We start from the raw sequence: 19672 nt of genomic DNA, 5'->3' as shown, positions 1-19672 counted from the left end.
GTTCCAGCGAATCATCTTTCAGACCGCCTCGGCTGTGGGATGGTGCCGGGATGCTGATCGAATACGGAGTGTGGGGTTCGCGATTGGTACTGGCCGGGGTTTTCGGACTGTCGACATGGGGGAAGTTGGCGGACGGGCCCACGACACGGAAGGCATTGGTCGATTTCGGCATAGGCATCAGATGGGTTCCCGCGGTGGCGATCGGGTTGCCGGTGACCGAGGGGTTGGTGGCCGCGGGGTTGCTGCTGCCGTGGACAGCGGGAATCGCGGGGGCGATATCGGCGCTGCTACTGGCGGGGTTCACCACCGCGATCGTGCGATTGCTGCTGCGGGGCGAGCATCCGAGCTGCTCCTGTTTCGGTGCGGCGAGTTCGGCGCCCATCGGGCCCGCGACGCTGGTGCGCAACGGCCTATTGCTGGCGCTCGCCGCACTGGTCACGGTCGGCGCGATCCGGTATCCGCAGGTCCCCGCCGGTTTGCCTGTCGAGGCAGGCGGGGGGCTCGCGCTGATCGTGGTGCTGGCGGTCGTGCTGATCTGGACGCTCGGGCAGTTGGGCGCACTTCGCCGGCGGGTCGACGAACAGACTCTGTCGACCCTCGGCGCCGAGGGGCTGCCGGTCGGCGCGGTAGCACCGGAGTTCGAGTTGCGGGCCGGCGAGGGTGGGCGGATCGATCTGGCGGCGTTGCTCGCGCCGGGAAAAGCAGTCCTGCTCGTGTTCGTCCATCCGGGGTGCGAAATGTGCGCGGCGCTGGCTCGTGAGCTGCCGCGCTGGCAGTCGCGCGTCCAGGAGACGTTGACGATCGCGCTGGTCGGCAACGGCGACCTCGCCGAGCACGTCGCGTGGGGCCGCGCGCAGGAGGTGGGCGATATCCCGGTCCTGGTGCAGCAGGGCAACGAGGCCGCGCTTCGCTATCGGGTCCGGGGAACGCCATCGGCGGTACTGATCGGCGCGGACGGGCGGATCGCGGGTGCGGTCGCCCGGGGGGCAATCGCGGTGCGTGAGTTGATCACCACCGCGAAGACGGAGTCGCGGCGGCGATCACCCCGTCGTGACGAGTTCGCCTCAGGGACGCGCCGATAGGCGATTCCCCCTTGCCCCGTTTCGCGGACAGAAACCGACTGATTCCCTAAACCTGTTGTTTCCCAACAGCTTTCATTCGCAATGCGCTCATGCCGTCGCGAATCCGCCGATACACTCGACCTCGCAACACGCTCGACTCCCGCTAGCCGAACACATCGACCAAGGGGAAATGTCATGGCGCTCTTTGCATTCACCGACTACAGCGGAAAAGAATTCATTTTCCAGCTGAACAACGAACAACGCGTCGCGGAAGCGCGACGGATCCTGTCCGGCGACGAGACGATGTCCGTCCATGTCATGGGCCGGATCCGCAAGACCGCGCAGAGCTACAACCCCGGGTGGAATTTCCACCTCGATCCCGACACCATCACGTTCTTCACCATGGCCATCGAGGTCTGCGACTCGAGCATCGTCTACACCGAGGATCACCTCGACGAAGCGTGCGGGGCCTTCTTGCCCGGCTGCTTCTGGTGTCCGTGGTCGTCGCGATTGACTCGTGAAGTGACGGCTTCGGTCAGCGCCTGAGACCGATTCCGGCCGGCGCGGTGCGTGCCGGCCGGAATCCTTCGCATCAGAACCGCGATGCGCTAGGTGCGGTCCGCGCGATGCCGGGCCGCGTCGACCGCGGTGAAAGCCGCCGCGGCGAGGATCATCAACGCCGAAACGAGCAGCGCCACATCGAGTCCGTGATGGAACGCCGCCTTGCCGGCATTGAGCACCTCGGAAACCTTCGACAGGTACTTCAGATACGGGCCGATATCGACGCCCTCGGGGATCTTCCCCAGTTCCACGGCTTGAATGGCGTCGGGCTGCAGTGAGGTCGGCAGACCCAGCTCGTTCATGCGCGCCTTCAGGTCCGCGGACAGGAATCCACTCACCAGCGCACCGAGCACCGCCACACCGAACGCCGAACCGACCTGACGCATCGTATTGGTCACCGCGGCGGCCATGCCCGAGTGCTCGGACGGCACGCCCGACATCACCGCCGAGGTCAACGGCACCACCGCGATCCCGAAACCGAAGCCCGCCACCGCCATCGCGGCCGACAGCGTTGGATCGTGCAGTGTTCCGGCCAGCATGTGGCGGGTGAGCAGGATCCCGCCCGCACCGACCACACAGCCCAGGATCATCGGCGTGCGGGCGCCGCGTCTGGCCACCCAATAGCCCGCGACCAGTGACCCGATCACGATCGTGGCAGCCATCGGCGCGAAGATCGTCGCGGTGCGCGCAGCCGAATACGACTGCATCACTTGCAGATACAGCGCGGTGAAGAAGAAGATCGAGAAGATGCCGAAGTAGACGGAGAAAGCGACCACCAGCGCGCTGCGCACCGCGGGCAAACGGAGATAGCGGAAGTCGAGCATGGGTGCGCGCGCCCGCAATTCGACGGCGATGAATCCGGCGAACGCGAGACCACCGACCGCGAACAGCGCGAGCACCGACGGCGCGGTATAGCCCCGATCCTGACCGACGGTCGCGGCGTAGATCACCGACCCGAACGCTGTCGCGCCCAGCAGGGCTCCGGCCCAATCGATCGGTTCGGGGCGCGGGTCCGCGCTCTCCGGAATCGACCACAGCGCGGCGGCGAGTGCCACCGCCGCGATCACCAGGTTGAACCAGAAGATCGAGCGCCAGCCATACGCGTGGACCAGGACGCCACCCAGCACCGGTCCGGCCGCCAGGGCCAGGCCCGACACCGCCGCCCACACCCCGATCGCCTTCGCGCGTGTGCGGTCGTCCGGGAAGATGTGCCGAAGCACCGACAGCGTTCCAGGCTCCGACGCCGCCGCGCCGAGCCCCATGATCGCGCGACCGGCGATGAGCACCGCGACACTGCTCGCCAGCGCCGACACCACCGACCCGGCGCAGAAGATCACCAGCCCGACGATCATCACCCGCTTACGCCCCCAGCGGTCCCCGAGCGACCCACCGGCCAGCATCAGCCCGGCGAAGACCACGGTGTAGGCATTGACCACCCACTGCAGCGCGGTCACGTCCGCGCTCAGATCACGCCGAATTTCCCCCAGCGCCACGCTGACGACGGTGGTGTCGAGGAAGGTCACAAATACCACTACAGCGACTGCGGTCAGAGCAACACGCGGTCGCGCCGTCCCGCCCGGCGCATTGCCCATCGGTCTCACGGGCACAGGGTACTGGTGGGTTCATCCCGACGCCAGACGGCCACCGGCCGACGCCGTCAGCGGGACGCGCACCGGCGGAAGTGCCGGACGCCCAGCGGAATTCCCTGCGTCACCTGCTGACATTTCCTCGTCGCCTCGCGCCGTTTTCCGGACATACCGCGAAACAGTTCGCCGAGGGACGCACCGCGATTTCATCGAGGTTTCGCGCGCCGCACATGTCGATTCTTCGGCCGCCGAGCGAATACGCACTCGCCACCGCGATGCTGGGCCGGTAACCACGGGCGGTGCACGGGACACACGACGGTCGTCCGCCCAAGGCGCGGGGTGTGCGAGACTGAGGCGGTGAGCGATGCCGATGCGGGCACCTACGTCGAGGCGGGCGAGTTCCGCCGCGATACCAACTACATCACCACGCGGATCACTGCCGACGGACGTGACGGTTACCCGGTCGAACCGGGTCGGTACCGGCTCGTGGCGGCCAGGGCGTGCCCGTGGGCCAATCGCACGCTGATCGTGCGCAGGCTGCTCGGGCTCGAGCCGGTGCTGTCGCTCGGCCTGTGCGGGCCCACCCACGACAAGCTCAGCTGGACCTTCGATCTGGATCCGGGCGGGGTCGATCCGGTGCTCGGCATCCATCGTCTGCGCGATGCCTATCTGGCCCGGTTCCCGGACTATCCGCGCGGCATCACCGTGCCCGCGGTGGTCGACATCGCACCAGGGCAGGTCGTCACCAACGACTACGCGCAGATGACCCTCGACTTCTCGACCGAATGGGCCGCCTACCACCGGCCGGGTGCGCCGCAGCTGTATCCCGAACCGCTGCGCGAGCAGATCGACGAGATCAACCGAGACGTGTTCCGCGACATCAACAACGGCGTCTACCGGTGCGGGTTCGCCGGCGATCAGGATGCCTACGACGCCGCCTACGTCCGGCTCTTCGCCGCGCTCGACCGGATCACCGAGCGGCTGCGCACCCAGCGCTACCTGGTCGGCGACACCATCACCGAGGCGGACGTGCGGCTGTTCACCACGCTGGCCCGTTTCGACCCCGTCTATCACGGCCATTTCAAGTGCAACCGCACCAAACTCAGCGAGATGCCGGTGCTGTGGGCCTACGCCCGCGACCTGTTCCAGACTCCCGGCTTCGGCGACACCATCGACTTCGGGCAGATCAAAGAGCACTACTACGTCGTGCACCGCGATATCAATCCCACCGGCATCGTCCCCGCGGGGCCGGACCTGTCGAACTGGCTGACCCCGCACCACCGCGAGGAACTCGGTGGGCGGCCCTTCGGCGACGGCACCCCACCGTCCGCACCGATTCCCGCTGAGCGAGTACCCGCGATCGGCTGAGCCTTCCCCCGGTCCCGATAGCCAAGCGCGGCAACGGTTTCGGTGTTTCGCCGGAACGGTTTCGTGTCGGTGCCCATCGCTAGCGTGCCGGGTATGGACACCGTGCCCGCTGCCTGGCTCGCCGAATTGCTGACACAGCTGCGCGCGAGCGACTTCCGCGCCTTCACCCGGCTCGATGTCGAGCAGGTCTGCCGTACTGCGGGGTGGCTGATCCAGGGTGAAAGCGCGGTGATCATCCCAGGAACACCGTCCGGTGGCTACATCGACGACGCCAACGACCCCGGTGCCGACAGCGAGCGGCGCGTGCACCTGTCCATCGCCGTCGCGACCATCGAGCCCGAACAGTTCCGTCACTACCTGGACCTGGCGGTGACGACATGGGGTGCACCGACATGGTTTTGCGGCCTGTCGGATCTCGGCGTCGGCTGGGTCGACGGCAACGCCCTGCGCACCCTCGAGCTCTCCGGCCGGGGCGCGGTGTCGCTGCGGATCGAGTCCCTCGACGCGGACACCCATCGCAGGTGGTGGAACTGGAAGACCCAACACCACTACCCGGATCTCGTCGACGAAGGCGACCGGTTCCCGGCCGACGAGCACGATGTCGCGGACACGAGCGCCGACGACTACGAGATCAGCTTCGCCTGGTCGGCCGGTTCGGCCGGGCGCGGACGCGAGATCTGGAGCGTCTACACCCTCGGTCACCTGCGTGGCCTGCTGAGCGAGCTGCTGGGCAGTGTGCACCTCGCCATGCGAGCGCTGGGTCCCGGCCCCGAGCCGCTCGTCCTGCACTTCTTCGACCGCGACAAGACACCGGACCGCTACGCCCAGCTCGAGCTGTCGCCGACCGAGATCCGCCTGCGCGCCTTCACCACCGAGACCACCCGCCCACACCTCGACCGGCTCGACTTCATCGACTGTGGTGAGGGCAGCGCGACCCGGATCTGGCCGACCGACCAGGCACGGGCCGCGGCCACCGTCACCGCGGTCTTCCTGCACCGCGTCGGGCTCGGCTCGCAGAATCTGACGATGACCGAGTCGGGGAATCCGCTACCGCTCGACCATTTCTCGGTGGATTTGCAGGTCGACCTCGAGGGCGAGGGCGGTCTGTCCGACGAGATCCCTCGTCGGTGAGAATCCCGAGGTCACTGGGGCGTGGGATCGCGCCGGTGGTCAGCCCCCGAGGGGTTGCAGTACGCGCAGGATCGGGTCGTAGGCCCAGTTCAGCATGCGCTCGGCGTCCTGCCTCGCGGCGGCGCTGCTGTGGTCGGAGCTGTGCAGAACGACGCCGATCAGCGGAATGCCTGCTCGGATCGTCTCGAACATCAGGCAGTGTCCGGCGGCGTCGGTGTTGCCGGTCTTGATGCCGATGGTGCCGGGATATTCGTCCAGCATGCGGTTCGTGGTTTCCCAGTGGTGCTCGCGGTTGGCGGGTCCGGCGGGAACGTAGAAGTCCCTCGCGGCGACGATCTCGCGGAACAGCGGCAGGTTCATCGCGCGCACGCCCAGGGCCACGAGGTCCGCCGGGGTGGAATAGGTGGAGTAATCGGTGGGGTACGGCATACCGGCCGGATCGCTGAAATGCGTTCCCGCCAAACCCATCACCCGCGCGGTGTCGTTCATTCGGGCCAGGAAACCGCCCTGTCCGGGACCGAACGACTCGGCCACGGTGTAGGCGGCGTCGCAGCCCGACGGCAGCAGCAGCGCGTAGAGCAGTTGGCGCGCGGTGAGCACCTCGCCGGGAACCAGTCCCGCGGTGCTGCCGTTCTCCCTGGCACAGTAGGCACCCGCCTCCTGCGGCACCGTCACCGGCCGTTCGAGGTCCCCGCTGACGATCACCACCACCGCCGTCATCACCTTCGCGATGCTGGCGATCGGGACCGGGGTGTTCGCCTCACGCGACCACACCACCGTCCCGGTGAGCCCCTCCGCCAACGCCGCACCCGAGGCATGGACGCCATCGGGCCCGGCGGCCGGCCACGGCAGCAGACCGTCAGCACTCCCGGAGGGTGCGGCAGCCGCAACACCGTGACCAGCAGCGACGATCAGAATCCCGACAGTGACGGCATGCAACGCCTTGGCGAATGTCCGCATGGCGACATTCTGGCGCACAACTATGCCGACCTCCGGGATTTACCCCCTCGATTCTCAGAACTCGTTACGTTCCGATCGACGGACCGACAGAGCTACGCCCGGAACTCCCGCACGTAGCTCGTGTCGACGCCGAGCACACCGACCGAGGTCGCGCCGCCCGGCTGACCGAGTGGCTCCACCCGTCCGGGTAGCGGTTCGTGAAAGAAGCGCACATTTTCGGTGACGAACTGTTCTTGCCCAGGCGGCAGATCGTCCTCGTAGTAGATCGCTTCGACCGGGCAAGCAGGTTCGCACGCGCCGCAGTCGATGCACTCGTCGGGTTGGATGTAAGCCATCCGATCGCCGATGAAGATGCAGTCGATCGGGCACTCCTCGATGCAGGCCCGATCCAGGATGTCCACGCAGGCGGCGCCGACCACGAACGTCATGTTGTGCTCCTCAGCTGTACTGGCCCGCAACTTGCGGTAGTGCTGATCCTGGTGCGCGCGCCCGCGGGCGGGTAGACCCCGATATCCACCACCTCGTAAGGTTTCCTTATGAGCTTGCCGCCGGGTACCCCTGATCTGGAGGTGCTCGACCTCCTGGTGTCGGTGGCGGAGCTGGGCAGCCTCGGTGCCGCGGCGCGCAGGCACGGCATCAGCCAACCCGCGGTCGGAATGCGCATCAGCGCGTTGGAACGACGGCTGCGGCTGCGGCTGATCGATCGCGGACCCACCGGCTCGGCCTTGACCGATGCCGGTGCGGCCGTGGTCGAACTCGGTCGACCGGTGCTGGCCGCGGGACTGGCCCTGATGGACGGTGTCGCGAACCTGCACCGCGAACTGTCACCACAGCTGCATGTCATCGCCTCGAAAACCATTGCCGACCATCGCATTCCGCAGTGGTTGGCGGCCCTGCGCAAGCTTCGGCCCGAGCTCGCCGTCGAACTCGACGTGGCGAACTCACAGCAGGTCACCACCGCGGTGCGCGATCGCGAGGTCGCGCTCGGATTCGTCGAAGGGCCGCAAGCACCGGCGGGACTCGGGAGCCGGGTACTCGTGGCCGACGAGCTGGTCGTGGTCGTCGCACCGACCCATCCGTGGGCCACCCGCGCGCGCCCGGTGAGCCCGCGTGAACTCGCCGATACGCCGCTGGTGTGGCGCGAGAAGGGATCCGGAACACGCGATACCGTCTGGGCGGCACTGCACATTCACGGCACTCCCGCGCGGCCCGCGGCCGAACTCGGTTCCGCCGCGGCGATTCTCGCGACCACCCGCAGCGGGCTCGCCCCCGCGGTGGTCAGCCGGCTGATCGTCGCCCACGAACTCCGCGCGGGCACTCTGCACGAGGTCGACCTGGCCGACTCACTGGTTCTGACCCGGAAGTTTCGCGCCATCTGGCACCGCAGCACCCCACCATCCGGCCCCGCGGGCGACCTGGTGGACCTCGCTGCCCGCATCGAAGCGGCCCGGCCGACGGTGCGACGATCGCCGAGAGACTGATCCATCGACCGGGCCCTTCGGGCGTCAACCGGCTGGGTGCGACGTAACTACGGCTCCGGGAGGATTTCGACGTAACCGTCGGTGCCGTGCACGCGGATGCGCTGCCCGTCGCGGATCAGCTCGGTGGCGTGTTCCACGCCGACGACGGCGGGGAGGCCGTATTCGCGAGCGATCACCGCACCGTGGGTCATCAGGCCGCCCACTTCGGTCACCAGCCCCGCGATCCCGACGAACAGCGGGGTCCAGCTCGGATCGGTGTACGCGGTTACCAGGATGTCACCGGATTCGAGGTCGGCCTGCGCGATGTCGGCGATGACGCGGGCCCGACCTTCGACCGTCCCGGCCGAGACCGCCAAGCCGGGCAGTGCCCCGCCGGGGAGGTCCTCGCGCCGATACGCCCCGGTGAGCGCCTCGCCGTCGGAGGTGAGCACTCGCGGTGCGGTGAGTGACCGATACGAACGGAACGCGTCGTGTCGTTCGTCGACGAGTTCCCGGTCGGCCCGGCGCGTGCGAACGACCTCGTGCAGCTCATCGAATCTCAGGAAGAAGATGTCGCCGGGCTCGTCCAGCACACCGGCCGCCATCAGCCGTTCGGCTTCGCGCAGCAGCGCCTGCTTGTAGACGAAGTACCGGCTGACCATGCCGTACTTCGGGTATTCCCGATATCCGGAGAAGGTGCGGACACGTTCGATCATCCGCGCGGTCTCGGCGGCTTTCCGGTCTCCCTCGGGGAGGGTGCGCAGGCGACGCAGGATCTGTTGTTCCGATCGCTCGGCTTCGCGCAGGCCGTCCACGAAGCGACGTCTGCCCTCACCGGGCCCGAAGTTCTTGATATTGCCGAGGATTGTCGGCACCAGCGTGGCGGGACTCTCGCTCCAGCGCGGCCTGGTGATGTCGATTTCGCCGGTGCAGCGCATGCCGTACCTGCCGAGGAACTCCTCGATCGCGGCTCGGACGTCACCACCGCCCGGATGATCGGCCAGACCGTCCAAGAAGTCGTCACCCTCGATCCGCTCCAGGTACGCCACCACCTGCGCATGCGGGCGGATCACATCGGCGACATCCAGCAATGCCAGACCCATCTCCGATGTCACGTTGCCGGGGACCGACTGGGTGAGTGCGTCGGCGGCGTTCTTCTCGCCCAGCCATTCTCGCAACCGATCGGTGAGCCACTCCGTGGCCGCCATCGCGGCCATGATCACCTGTAGGCCCTGGGGAGCGAACAGGACCCGCCGCAGCTCCTGCTGGATATCGGTCCGGATGAAGTCGAGCAGCGCCGGTCCGGACAGGTCTCCGATGTCGCGCTTCAGCGCCGCCAGCGATGCCTCGCTCTGCGCGATGAGCTCGGTGACGATGTCGGGATCGGTCTCGATCGGCGCGGGAGCGGTACCGAGCGGCATGCCCGGCGCGCCGGAATCCTCTTCTGGCACTTGACGAACGAAGTCGCCGCGTTCGAGGACCGTGCGCAGCGCGTCTCCCATCAGCGGGTCGGACTTGCCGAGTCCCGCCGCCAAGGCGGCGCCTTTCGCGGGCGCGGACGCCATCGCGGTGACATCGACGAACAAGCGGCCGCCCGCGTCGCGCATGGGCGCGTTGCTCGTCAGCTGCCACACCGACAGGCCCAGCGGCTTCATCGCGTCGGTCATCATCTGCTGATGGCCGACCGACACATAGACGTGGTTCTCCCCGTCATCGGCGACGGGGATCGGGAACAGGGTGGTGATCGGCCTGCTCTGCACGATGCGGAAATCATCGCCGTCCGAACACCATTCGATGTCCTGAGGAGTGCCGAAATGCGCTTCGACGCGCCGGCCGAGCCGCGCGAGCCGCAGCACCTGCGCATCGGAGAGGACCTGTTCGTTTCGGCGCCCGCCCGCGATCTCGCGCACCTGAGTACCGCCTGCCTGCACCGGCTCCACGCGCACCTTCTTGGTGGCGATCGCCTTGCCGGTGATGTGGCCGTCGCGGACCCGATAGACGTCGGCATCGACCAGACCCGACACGAGCGCCTCGCCGAGACCGAAACCGGCGTCGATGGACACGACGGTCCGGTCCGAGGTGAGGGGGTCGGCCGTCATCAGGATGCCCGCGGCGCGCGCGAACACCATTCGCTGCACGACCACGCCCATCCGGATCTTCTTCTGGTCGAAGCCGTTTCGCAGTCGGTAGGTGACCGCCCGCTCGGTGAACAGCGAACCCCAGCACAGACGGACATGCTCGACAATCGCCGCCGACCCCACGACATTCAGGAAGGTGTCCTGCTGGCCGGCGAACGAGGCGCCCGGCAGATCCTCGGCCGTCGCACTGGATCGCACGGCGTAGGCGTCCGCTGATCCGAGCCGAGCATGCGCGGCGAGGATCGCCTCCACCACCGCGTCCGGCACGACCAGCTCTTCGAGCATGCGCCGCAGTTGCGCGCTCAGCTGAGAAATCGCCGCCCGATCCCCCGGCTCGAGGAGCGACAACTCGTCGAGCCGATCGTCGAGCGACGGCTCACCCGCCACCGTCCGCGCGAAGGCATCGGTTGTCACACAGAACCCGTCCGGTACGTCGACACCGTCGATCCGCGACAACTCACCGAGGTTCGCCCCCTTACCACCGACGATCGCGACCATTGTTCGATCGACCTCGTCGAACCCGAGCACATAGGCCATCCCGCTACTCCTCACCTGGTGGTTTCGGTCCAACGCGAGCGATTATGGACCAGGAATCAGCGCCTCATGAGGGCCCGGAATCGTGTATACAGTAAAAGGGGGAAGCAACAGGAGCGCCCGCGCACTCGACGCCGGCGACGAATCCGTGAGCACACCGGGTTCCCGCCGACCACAGCTTCGATCGGCGCCGATTCGACTCTGGTTACCGCACCTCTGGTGAGCCGATCTCCGCGTGCCGGGTGTTCATGTTGCCGATAGATTGCGGATGCCGAGATTTTCACCTCGCGCGCCGATCCGGGCCGTCTGCGACCCCGAATATCTGACAGATCAGCTAGCACGCAGCATCCAGCCCCGGCTTTGCCTGTGAGGACAACATGGCCACCGAGAACCCTTTCGATTCCCCGCCCACGGCCGATTCTTCCGGCGAACCGGTGCCACCGTCCTGGGCCGCGCCTGCCCTGCTCCTGTCGCTACTGATGCTCGGTCTCGACCTGGTGGCCCTGATTCCTCTCGGTGCGTGGATGCGCGACTACGGCATCGGCCTGGTCTGCACGATCTACCTGATCCATGTCCTGGCGTCGACCGCGATGGCCGCATGGACCGTGAGCCAGTTCCCGCTGCGGCTCGATATCGAACCCGACCAGCCGAACACCTAGCCGTCGCGCCTCGGCCACGGGACGCGAGTGCATCCCTGCTGAATTGTCGGCGAACACCCGGTACGCGGCACCGTCGGGCCTCTCACGCGCGGTGCGCCGATGGGATGATGGGAGGCGGAGTTCGCCTGATCTATCCGGAGCACCGCTGCACCATGACTCGCATTCACACCCCGCACTCTTCCGATGTGTCGCGAACCGCCGGCGGCGACCTGGTGAATGTGCGACTCATCGTGCTGGCGTTGACCATCGGCGTCACCCAGCTGTTCGTGATCCCGCTGGTACTGCTCCCACTGGATGCCGCCTGGGGCTGGGCCCTGGTGCCGCTGACGCTGACCATCACGCCGTTCTGGTCACTGATCCACGAGGCCGTGCACGGGTCGCTGCTGCGGAATCGCACACACAACGACCGGCTGGGACGCATCCTCGCGGTGGTGTACGGGTCGCCTTTCGCGATGCTCAAAGTGGGCCACCTGCTCCACCATCGATACAGCCGGGTCCGTGAGCGCAGCGAGATCTACGACCCGCAGACGACCAGTTGGCGGGGCGCCGCTCCCCCGTTCTATCTGAAACTGTTCGGCGGTCTGTACCTGCTCGAGGTGCTCGCGCTGCTGCTCGCGCCGATGCCCGAGCGAACCATTCGCGCACTGGGACGTCGGGTGGACGCACCGGATTCGGTCGGTGGTCTCGTGCTCGACCGAGTCGCCCAGCCGGTGATTCTGGGCAAGTTCCGCACCGACGCCGCCGCGATCGTCGTCGTCCACACCGCCGCGTTCCTCGCCTACGGCGCACACGGCTGGATGTTGCTCGCCGCGTTCGGCGGCCGCGCCCTCATCATCTCCCTCTCCGACAACGCCTACCACTACGGCACCGACCTCGAATTGCCCAGGGCCGCGATGAATCTGCGCCTGCCGCGCATGCTCGAGCGTTTCGCCCTCAGCTTCAATCTGCACGACGTGCACCACCGACACCCCGGCCTGCGCTGGTACGAGCTGCGCTCCCGATTCGACACCGGAGGCGCCGAGTACCACCTCGGCTGGTTCCGCGCGGTTGCCCGTCAACTCCGCGGACCGATCGAACTGACCATGATGTCGACGCCCTCGGCGGATCCGCTGCGGCATCCAGAAGCGACGGCTTCGTAGCTGATCAGCGCAGGTCGAGGTGGGTGACCGCTTCGGGGCCGAGTGCGATGCGGGCGTGCCATGTCGGTGGCTCCCATGGATCGGGAGCCATGCCCTGATAGCGGGCGGACAGGTCGAGGTAGCGGGAGCCGCCCACCTCGGCGGCCACGAATTCGTAGTCGTACCAGGTGAGGTCCGACCCGGTCGGCACGTGGAGTTCGATGGCGCCGTCCGCATCCTCGCGAGCCTCCCTGGCCTCGAGATCTCGGACCAGAATCGCCACCGCCGCATAGAGTTCCACGCTGGTCGCCGTGGTGAACCGGTCAGCCGGATAGCGGCCCTTCCAGGTCGACGGATCGGCGAGTACCACGTCCTGGAGCGGTTCGACGACAACGCGATTCGACGATGCCGAGTCCGTTGCCACTGCGCTGCAACCGGATTGACCGCGCAGGAGCGCGTTCGCGGTCACCAGGACCGAGGTGGGTTGTCCGGACCCCGGACTCGCCCCGGTGGACCAATGTCGTGGGGCATCCTCGTCGTGTCCGGCCATGAGCTCGATGATCGCGGCAGCTTCGGCGCCGTCGACAGTCGCGCACAGTGCTCGACCGTAGCCGCCGACACCCAAGGGGCGCTGCGTGAGTGGGACGGCGAACGGCCATCCGGTCGGCGCGGGCAACGGCTCGTCGTCCGAGGACACCGCGGGCTGGAACGCGATGTCGAGGGCGGTCGGCGTGTACGGCGCACGGCGCCGCACCGTGAGCTGCTCGTCGTCGGGTAGTGCTCGCAAACGGTCGATCACGGTCGCCAGCCTGCCCGTCTCACCAGTGCCGGAACGGGTTCGCGACTCGGTATCCAGACCGTAGACCGAGACACCGACCGGCCCGTCGAAGTTCGCGTACCCCACCGTCGTCGGCTGGTCCGTCGGCGGCGAGAACTCGCGGTAGTGGGCGTCGTTGAAGGAGAGGTCGTCGAACCACGCGCGAACCTGCTCGATGCCGTCCTCGGTGAGCCGGGCCCAGTAGACGCCGAACATGCTCTCTTCGGCGCCGTCGGCCACGTTGGTGAAAACCGTACCGTCGCGCCGCAATTCGAAGAAGGGAACGCGGCGGCTGCCAACACGTTCGGTCTCCAGGAACCCCGGCGATTCGGCGATCGACACCAGCACCTCCGCGTCACGCGCGGCGGGCGGATCGCTCTCGCCGCGGCCGAACACAGTGCACGCACAGAGCAACGACGTGGCGATGAGCATCGCACCGAGAACAGCCGATCGGTGGGCCATATCCGAGGGTAGCGCGCCCGGTGATCTTGCACGGCCGAGTCGCCCGCTCCTTCCGCCGGCCGCGGGACGCGTATTCGGTGGGGCGTCATCGTGGCGATTTCACGACCCGGCCTCGTAGGCTTGCGCTATGGCACACGACACCGATCAGCCCGTCGACATCAAGCCACGCTCCCGCGATGTCACCGATGGACTCGAGAAAACTGCCGCTCGTGGCATGCTCCGCGCGGTCGGCATGGGTGACGAGGACTGGGTCAAACCGCAGATCGGTGTGGCCTCGAGCTGGAACGAGATCACACCGTGCAATCTGTCGCTCGACCGGCTGGCCAAGGCGGTTAAGCGCGGCGTCCACGCCGGTGGCGGTTTCCCGCTCGAATTCGGCACGATATCGGTGTCCGACGGCATCTCGATGGGCCACGAGGGGATGCACTTCTCCCTGGTCAGCCGCGAGATCATCGCCGATTCCGTGGAAACCGTGATGATGGCGGAGCGCCTCGACGGTTCGGTGCTGCTCGCCGGCTGCGACAAGAGCCTGCCGGGCATGCTGATGGCCGCCGCACGACTGGACCTGGCGAGTGTCTTCCTCTATGCGGGGTCGACCCTGCCCGGCAATATCGACGGCAAGGACGTCACGATCATCGACGCGTTCGAAGCTGTCGGCGCCTGCATCAAGGGTCTGATCACCCCCGCGGAGGTCGACCGCATCGAGCGGGCGATCTGTCCGGGCGAAGGCGCGTGTGGCGGCATGTACACCGCCAACACCATGGCCTCGGCGGCCGAGGCGCTCGGGATGAGTCTGCCCGGATCGGCCGCGCCGCCCGCCCCGGACCGTCGCCGTGACGACTTCGCCGAGAAGTCCGGCGAGGCCGTCGTCGGATTGCTGCGCAAGGGGATCACGGCCCGCGACATCATGACGATGGAGGCGTTCGAGAACGCCATCACGGTCGTCATGGCGCTCGGCGGGTCGACCAACGCGGTGCTGCACCTGCTGGCCATCGCCCGCGAAGCCGGTGTCGGTCTCACCCTCGCCGACTTCAATCGGGTCGGTGACAAGGTGCCTCATCTGGGCGACCTCAAGCCGTTCGGCCGCTATGTCATGAACGACGTCGACCGGGTCGGCGGCATCCCCGTCGTGATGAAAGCCCTGCTCGATGCCGGTCTCATGCACGGCGACGTCATGACCGTCACGGGCGCGACCATGGCCGAGAATCTCGCCCACATCGAACTGGGCCTCGACGGCGACGTCATCCGCCGCCTCGACCGGCCGATCCACCGCACCGGCGGTCTCACCATCCTGCACGGCTCGCTCGCCCCCGAAGGCGCCGTCGTGAAGAGTGCCGGTTTCGACTCCGATGTCTTCCGCGGCACGGCTCGGGTGTTCGACGGCGAGCGGGCCGCGATGAACGCGCTCGAGGACGGCACGATCGTGGCCGGCGATGTCGTGGTCATCCGCAACGAGGGGCCCAAGGGCGGACCCGGCATGCGCGAAATGCTCGCCATCACCGGCGCGATCAAAGGCGCCGGCCTCGGCAAGGACGTTCTGCTGCTCACCGACGGCCGGTTCTCCGGCGGCACTACCGGACTGTGCGTCGGGCATGTCGCGCCCGAAGCGGTGGACGGCGGCCCGATCGCCTTCGTCCGCGACGGCGACCCGATCGTCCTCGATGTCGCCAACCGCATCCTCGACGTCGAGATCGACGAGAACGAACTCGCCGCCCGCAAGATCGGCTGGGAACCGCTGCCGTCCAAGTACACCTCGGGGGTGCTGTCGAAGTACCGCAAGCTCGTCAGCTCGGCCGCACACGGCGCCGTCACAGGCTGACGCCGCCGCGGCGAGCGGCGCTCAGCTCAGTGTCTTCAGCGCCGCCCCGTCGTAGGGCTTCACCTCGTCGATCCGCCCCGCCAGGACCTTGGAGGCCCACTCCGGGTCCTGGAGCAGGGCTCGACCGACGGCGACCATGTCGAATTCGTCGCGCTCCATGCGATCGAGGAGGTTGTCGAGACTGCCGAGCTCGGCACCCTGGCCTGACAACGCACGGAGGAAATCGCCGTCGAGGCCGACCGAACCGACGGTGATCGTGGGCTTGCCGGTGAGCTTCTTGGTCCAACCCGCCAGGTTCAGCTCCGAGTCGTCGAACTCGGGCAGCCAGTAGCGGCGGGTGGAGGCGTGGAACGCGTCCACCCCGGCAGCGGCCAGCGGTGCCAGGATCGCCTCGAGCTCCTGCGGCGTCTCGGCCAGTCGTGCGTCGTAGGCCTCCTGCTTCCACTGCGAGTAGCGGAAGATCACCGGGAAGCCGGGCGAGACGACCGCGCGGACAGCGGCCACGATCTCGGCCGCGAACCTGGTGCGGGCCACCGCGTCACCGCCGTATCCGTCCTCGCGGCGGTTCGTGCGCTCCCAGAGGAACTGGTCGAGCAGATAGCCGTGCGCACCGTGCAGTTCGATGCCGTCGAAACCGATGCGCTCGGCCGCCGCGGCGGCCTCGGCGAACGCGCCGATGACGTCGTCCAGGTCACGCTGGGTCATCGCCTTGCCGGCGCCCTCGGTGCCGTCGACGCGAATGCCGGAGGGGCCGACCGCGGGCGCGTCGACGTAGGGCTGCTCGCCCTGATTGCGCACCATGCCGATATGCCATAACTGCGGCACGATCGTGCCGCCCGCCGCGTGGACGTCCTCGGCGACCTTGGCCCACCCCGCCAACTGCTCCGCACCGTGGAACCGCGGCACCCGATCGCTCTGCCCCGCCGACTGGTGGCCGACGTAGGTTCCCTCGGTGACGATCAGGCCGACGCCCGCGGCGGCGCGGCGGGCGTAATAGGACCGAACATCGTCACCGGGAACGCCGCCGGGCGAGAACATCCGCGTCATCGGCGCCATCACGATGCGGTTCGGGACGGTCAGGCCGTTCAGCGTGACGGGCCGCGACAGGATCTCCGCCGTGCGGGAGGCCTCGGACTGGGTGACGATCACTGGATACTCCTCAGAGGTACTTGACAAAGTAGAAGGTTGAGAACTTCAAGCAATGCCCCCACGCTAGAGCCAGATATTTGAGATAGTCAAGTTTCTGCGGATAAGCTGACCCCATGGAAGAAGCTCCGCGCGTCGATACGGCCCAGCTCATGGAGCTGCTCTCGGTGGCGCTCGGTGTCTATTACGGGGACTTCACCGCGGCGGCGGCGAGTGAGAACCTCACGGCCAGCCAGGGCAAAACGCTGACCGTGCTGCGCCGAGGACCTGTCGCGATGCGCGCCCTGGCCGAGACCTTGGCCTGCGACGCGTCCAACGTCACCGGGATCATCAACCGGCTGGAGAAGCGCGACCTCGTGCGCCGCGAGGCCAGCGCGTCCGACCGGCGCGTCACACATCTCGTCATCACACCCGAAGGCGAGCGTGTCACCGATACGATCCGGGCGAGGATGCACGCCACGCAAGACGGCCTGAAGAAGCTCGGCGACCGAGACCGAGACCGCCTGTTCGCCCTGCTGGAGCGCGTTTTCGTGACCGGCGCCGACTGAACTGTCGATCGGGGCTCGGCCTCAGAAGGTCGACCCGAGCAGGGTCCGCACGAAGGTGTCGGTCGAATTCCCGAGTTCCGCGGTCGTTCCCGCGGCAAGGACGCGGCCCGCGTGCAGGATCACCATTCGGTCGGCGACGCCGCCGTGAGTCAGCATCCGCACCTCGTTGCTGACCACGAGTACCGCCGCACCGGAGTCGGCGTACTCGCGCAATGATCTCCACACCCCGTACGCCGTCCCCATATCGAGGGAATTGGTCGGACCATCCGCAATGAGGACGCGCGGAGCCGGCAGCAGCGCGGCAGCGAGCGCGGCCCGCTGGATCTGGCCTCCCGAGTGCTGATGCGGGAGAAGGTCCGAGGCCTCGGCCGGATAATGAGCCGCAGCACATGCCCGCTCGACACTCCACGCACGATGACGTCGCTCCAGCGCCCGCAATTGGGCACCTACGGTCTTGTCGGTGTCGAAGGCCGTGACACCTTCTTGCGCGACATAGCCGACGACGCCTTCACGCAATGCCGACCACCGCTGACCGTCGATAGCAGCACCGTCGATCAAGACTTGGCCCCGAGACTGCGCTGTGGCGGGCAATCGCCCCGCGAGAGCCGAAGCGGCCATGGACTTTCCGGCGCCAGGCCCACCGAGCACAGCGGTGATCTGACCAGCCGGCACTACCAGATCGACTTCCGTCAGGACGGTTTCGCTCCACCGCGCGGTGTCGACACGGACGGTCAGGCAACAAAGTTCCGCGGTCATAGCTCACCTTGGCACGCTCGACTTCGGAGCGTCCACCGTTGGCCGGATGCGATCGGAGCCCGTCGCACGGGTGCTGTCATGATTGCCGGCCAGAATCGCGAATGCTTTCGCGACCTGCGCGGAACTGGTAGAACCGGATCACACACGAGGTGCCGGTCGCGAGGCGCCGAGACGTTCGTCGGCGGACTCTCCCGTTCGGTCGAACGCCGCGGCTGACATAGGCGTTCGCAGATCGGCGTGCTGCCACGAGGAGACGTCATGGCTACCGACCAGAGCTTGCTGCACCGTTTCGTCATTTCCCAGCTCGGTGCGGCCGGGCTCGATCGTGCGCAGCTGATCCGGGATACCGGGGTCCCGGACTGGACGATGACCGGCCACGATGTGCATCTACCGAGCGCGACGTTCTCCCGGTTGTGGGAGGTCGGCGAACATCGTCTCGGCCCGGACGTCGCGCTGCAGGTGGCCCAGCGTTACGAGCTGTCCAGCCTCGGGCTGTACGACTATCTGTTCGCGTCGGCGCCGACACTGGGAGCCGGGCTGGCCACCTGCGGTCCGTACATCACCGCGGTCACCACCAATCACCGGTTCGACCTGGTCGCCGAGACCGAGGACGAGTCCACGCTGTACCTCGAGATGCTCGATGGCGAAGGCCGAGGTAGGGACCATACCCAGCTGTGGGGGTTGTCGGCCGTCCTGAGCCGCGCCCGCCGGGTCGTCGACGATCCGTTGAACCCGGTGCGTGTCTCGCTGCGTCAGGCCGCTCCCGCGCACGTCGACGGCTTTCGTGCCGTCTTCGGCTCCGCCACGCTGGAGTTCGGCGCACCGACCGACTCGATGACCTTCCGCTCCGCGGACCTGAATATGCCCCTGAACACCGCTGATCCCGTCCTGGCCGCGGTCCTGGAACCACTGGCCGCCGCTCTGGCGCCGCCGCCGACCCTGGCCACGGCCTGGCCCGCACGAGTGGCCGACGCGGTGGACGAGGCCATCGACGGCGGAGCGGTCTCGCTCGACAGTGTCGCCCAGATCCTCAACATCAGCCCTCGCACCTTGCAGCGACGGCTGGCCGAATCGGGCACCACCTGGCGGGCCGAGCTGGACCGGGCCCGCAGCGCGAGGTTGTCGCGAGCGGCGTCCGGCGGCTCGCTCAGCGGCACCAAGCAGGCGGAACTGCTCGGCTACTCCGATGCGGGCTCGCTACGCCGGGCCGCGCGGCGCTGGGAAACGGGTTCGCATCCGGTTCGCAACGTCACGTCCTGAGGTAGGTCGAGGCGATCTGCCAGAACGTTTCCCGCTCCAGCAAGCGGAAGTCCCACCCGTCGATGAGGTCGCGGAACGTGGCGACGATGCCGGCTACGTCGAAGTCGTCGCGGGTCGCGGTTCCTTTCGACTCCAGCGCGGAAATCACATAGACAGTGGCACTCTCCCTTGTCACCGCACACTCCCATCGTTCACTCATCGACCATTCGAACGTAAGTGTCGAATTACCTCGCGGCCACGACAAGAACAGAACGCGCCAACCTCGTGCCGAACACGCCAACCTCACCG

General features: G+C 67.5%; 18 protein-coding genes. 10 read left to right on the top strand and 8 right to left on the bottom strand.

What is annotated here, in order from left to right; all coding sequences use genetic code 11:
- Positions 1–50 precede the first annotated feature (50 nt).
- A complete protein-coding gene (locus ACFWFP_RS21540) occupies positions 51–1082 on the top strand; it encodes a peroxiredoxin family protein (protein ID WP_379297653.1) in 1032 nt (343 codons plus the stop codon).
- Between the two features lie 174 nt (positions 1083–1256).
- Positions 1257–1607 (top strand): calmodulin, encoded by a 351-nt coding sequence (locus ACFWFP_RS21535; RefSeq protein ID WP_379297651.1) that lies wholly within the window; start codon positions 1257–1259, stop codon positions 1605–1607.
- A 62-nt stretch (positions 1608–1669) separates the two neighbouring features.
- On the opposite strand, the gene ACFWFP_RS21530 is transcribed toward ACFWFP_RS21535, so the two are convergent.
- Entirely contained in the window at positions 1670–3145 is a 1476-nt protein-coding gene (locus tag ACFWFP_RS21530; protein WP_379297649.1) for an MFS transporter, read from the bottom strand.
- A gap of 420 nt (positions 3146–3565) precedes the next feature.
- On the opposite strand from ACFWFP_RS21530, the gene ACFWFP_RS21525 reads away from it, so the two are divergent.
- Together ACFWFP_RS21525 and ACFWFP_RS21520 are read left to right on the top strand one after the other, a co-directional pair.
- The gene (locus tag ACFWFP_RS21525; protein WP_379297647.1) at positions 3566–4576 is read left to right on the top strand and encodes a glutathione S-transferase family protein; all 1011 of its coding nucleotides are present in this window, start codon (positions 3566–3568) and stop codon (positions 4574–4576) included.
- 93 nt (positions 4577–4669) lie between these two features.
- Entirely contained in the window at positions 4670–5707 is a 1038-nt protein-coding gene (locus tag ACFWFP_RS21520) for a hypothetical protein (protein ID WP_379297645.1), read from the top strand.
- A 39-nt stretch (positions 5708–5746) separates the two neighbouring features.
- Here the strand turns inward: ACFWFP_RS21520 and ACFWFP_RS21515 are convergent, their stop codons facing one another.
- Positions 5747–6667 carry a D-alanyl-D-alanine carboxypeptidase family protein gene (locus tag ACFWFP_RS21515; protein WP_379297643.1) on the bottom strand — a complete coding sequence of 307 codons (921 nt, stop codon included), beginning with the start codon at positions 6665–6667 and terminating at the stop codon, positions 5747–5749.
- A 92-nt stretch (positions 6668–6759) separates the two neighbouring features.
- Complete coding sequence (gene fdxA / locus ACFWFP_RS21510) at positions 6760–7095, bottom strand: ferredoxin (RefSeq protein WP_379297641.1); 336 nt, start codon at positions 7093–7095, stop codon at positions 6760–6762.
- Between the two features lie 108 nt (positions 7096–7203).
- Between fdxA and ACFWFP_RS21505 the strand changes: the two genes are divergently transcribed.
- Positions 7204–8148, top strand: coding sequence for a LysR family transcriptional regulator (locus ACFWFP_RS21505; RefSeq protein WP_379297639.1), 945 nt, complete (start codon positions 7204–7206; stop codon positions 8146–8148).
- Between the two features lie 47 nt (positions 8149–8195).
- On the opposite strand, the gene rph is transcribed toward ACFWFP_RS21505, so the two are convergent.
- Positions 8196–10802: a rifamycin-inactivating phosphotransferase gene (gene rph, locus ACFWFP_RS21500; RefSeq protein WP_379297637.1), complete on the bottom strand. Its 2607-nt coding sequence runs from the start codon at positions 10800–10802 to the stop codon at positions 8196–8198.
- 374 nt (positions 10803–11176) lie between these two features.
- Between rph and ACFWFP_RS21495 the strand changes: the two genes are divergently transcribed.
- Positions 11177–11458 (top strand): hypothetical protein, encoded by a 282-nt coding sequence (locus ACFWFP_RS21495; protein WP_379297635.1) that lies wholly within the window; start codon positions 11177–11179, stop codon positions 11456–11458.
- A gap of 185 nt (positions 11459–11643) precedes the next feature.
- Positions 11644–12597 (top strand): fatty acid desaturase family protein, encoded by a 954-nt coding sequence (locus ACFWFP_RS21490; RefSeq protein WP_379297633.1) that lies wholly within the window; start codon positions 11644–11646, stop codon positions 12595–12597.
- Between the two features lie 4 nt (positions 12598–12601).
- Here ACFWFP_RS21490 and ACFWFP_RS21485 read toward each other — a convergent pair whose 3' ends face one another.
- Positions 12602–13855, bottom strand: coding sequence for a hypothetical protein (locus ACFWFP_RS21485; protein ID WP_379297632.1), 1254 nt, complete (start codon positions 13853–13855; stop codon positions 12602–12604).
- A gap of 127 nt (positions 13856–13982) precedes the next feature.
- Here ACFWFP_RS21485 and ilvD point away from each other — a divergent pair, with 127 nt between their 5' ends.
- Positions 13983–15674, top strand: a complete 1692-nt coding sequence (gene ilvD, locus ACFWFP_RS21480) for a dihydroxy-acid dehydratase (RefSeq protein WP_379297630.1) — start codon at positions 13983–13985, stop codon at positions 15672–15674.
- Between the two features lie 21 nt (positions 15675–15695).
- Here ilvD and ACFWFP_RS21475 read toward each other — a convergent pair whose 3' ends face one another.
- A complete protein-coding gene (locus ACFWFP_RS21475) occupies positions 15696–16823 on the bottom strand; it encodes an NADH:flavin oxidoreductase (RefSeq protein WP_379297628.1) in 1128 nt (375 codons plus the stop codon).
- 113 nt (positions 16824–16936) lie between these two features.
- Between ACFWFP_RS21475 and ACFWFP_RS21470 the strand changes: the two genes are divergently transcribed.
- A complete protein-coding gene (locus ACFWFP_RS21470; RefSeq protein ID WP_379297626.1) occupies positions 16937–17368 on the top strand; it encodes a MarR family winged helix-turn-helix transcriptional regulator in 432 nt (143 codons plus the stop codon).
- Positions 17369–17389: 21 nt separating this feature from the next.
- Here ACFWFP_RS21470 and ACFWFP_RS21465 read toward each other — a convergent pair whose 3' ends face one another.
- Positions 17390–18124: an ATP-binding cassette domain-containing protein gene (locus ACFWFP_RS21465; RefSeq protein WP_379297624.1), complete on the bottom strand. Its 735-nt coding sequence runs from the start codon at positions 18122–18124 to the stop codon at positions 17390–17392.
- Between the two features lie 258 nt (positions 18125–18382).
- Here ACFWFP_RS21465 and ACFWFP_RS21460 point away from each other — a divergent pair, with 258 nt between their 5' ends.
- Positions 18383–19384 carry an AraC family transcriptional regulator ligand-binding domain-containing protein gene (locus tag ACFWFP_RS21460; RefSeq protein WP_379297622.1) on the top strand — a complete coding sequence of 334 codons (1002 nt, stop codon included), beginning with the start codon at positions 18383–18385 and terminating at the stop codon, positions 19382–19384.
- On the opposite strand, the gene ACFWFP_RS21455 is transcribed toward ACFWFP_RS21460, so the two are convergent.
- A complete protein-coding gene (locus tag ACFWFP_RS21455) occupies positions 19374–19559 on the bottom strand; it encodes a hypothetical protein (protein ID WP_378652994.1) in 186 nt (61 codons plus the stop codon). The two genes, ACFWFP_RS21460 and ACFWFP_RS21455, sit on opposite strands and share 11 nt — an antisense overlap.
- Positions 19560–19672 lie beyond the last annotated feature (113 nt).

Source organism: Nocardia sp. NPDC060249 (assembly GCF_042728755.1).
In the GTDB taxonomy this organism is placed as follows: domain Bacteria; phylum Actinomycetota; class Actinomycetes; order Mycobacteriales; family Mycobacteriaceae; genus Nocardia.
This window is presented reverse-complemented; position numbering and strand designations above follow the sequence as displayed.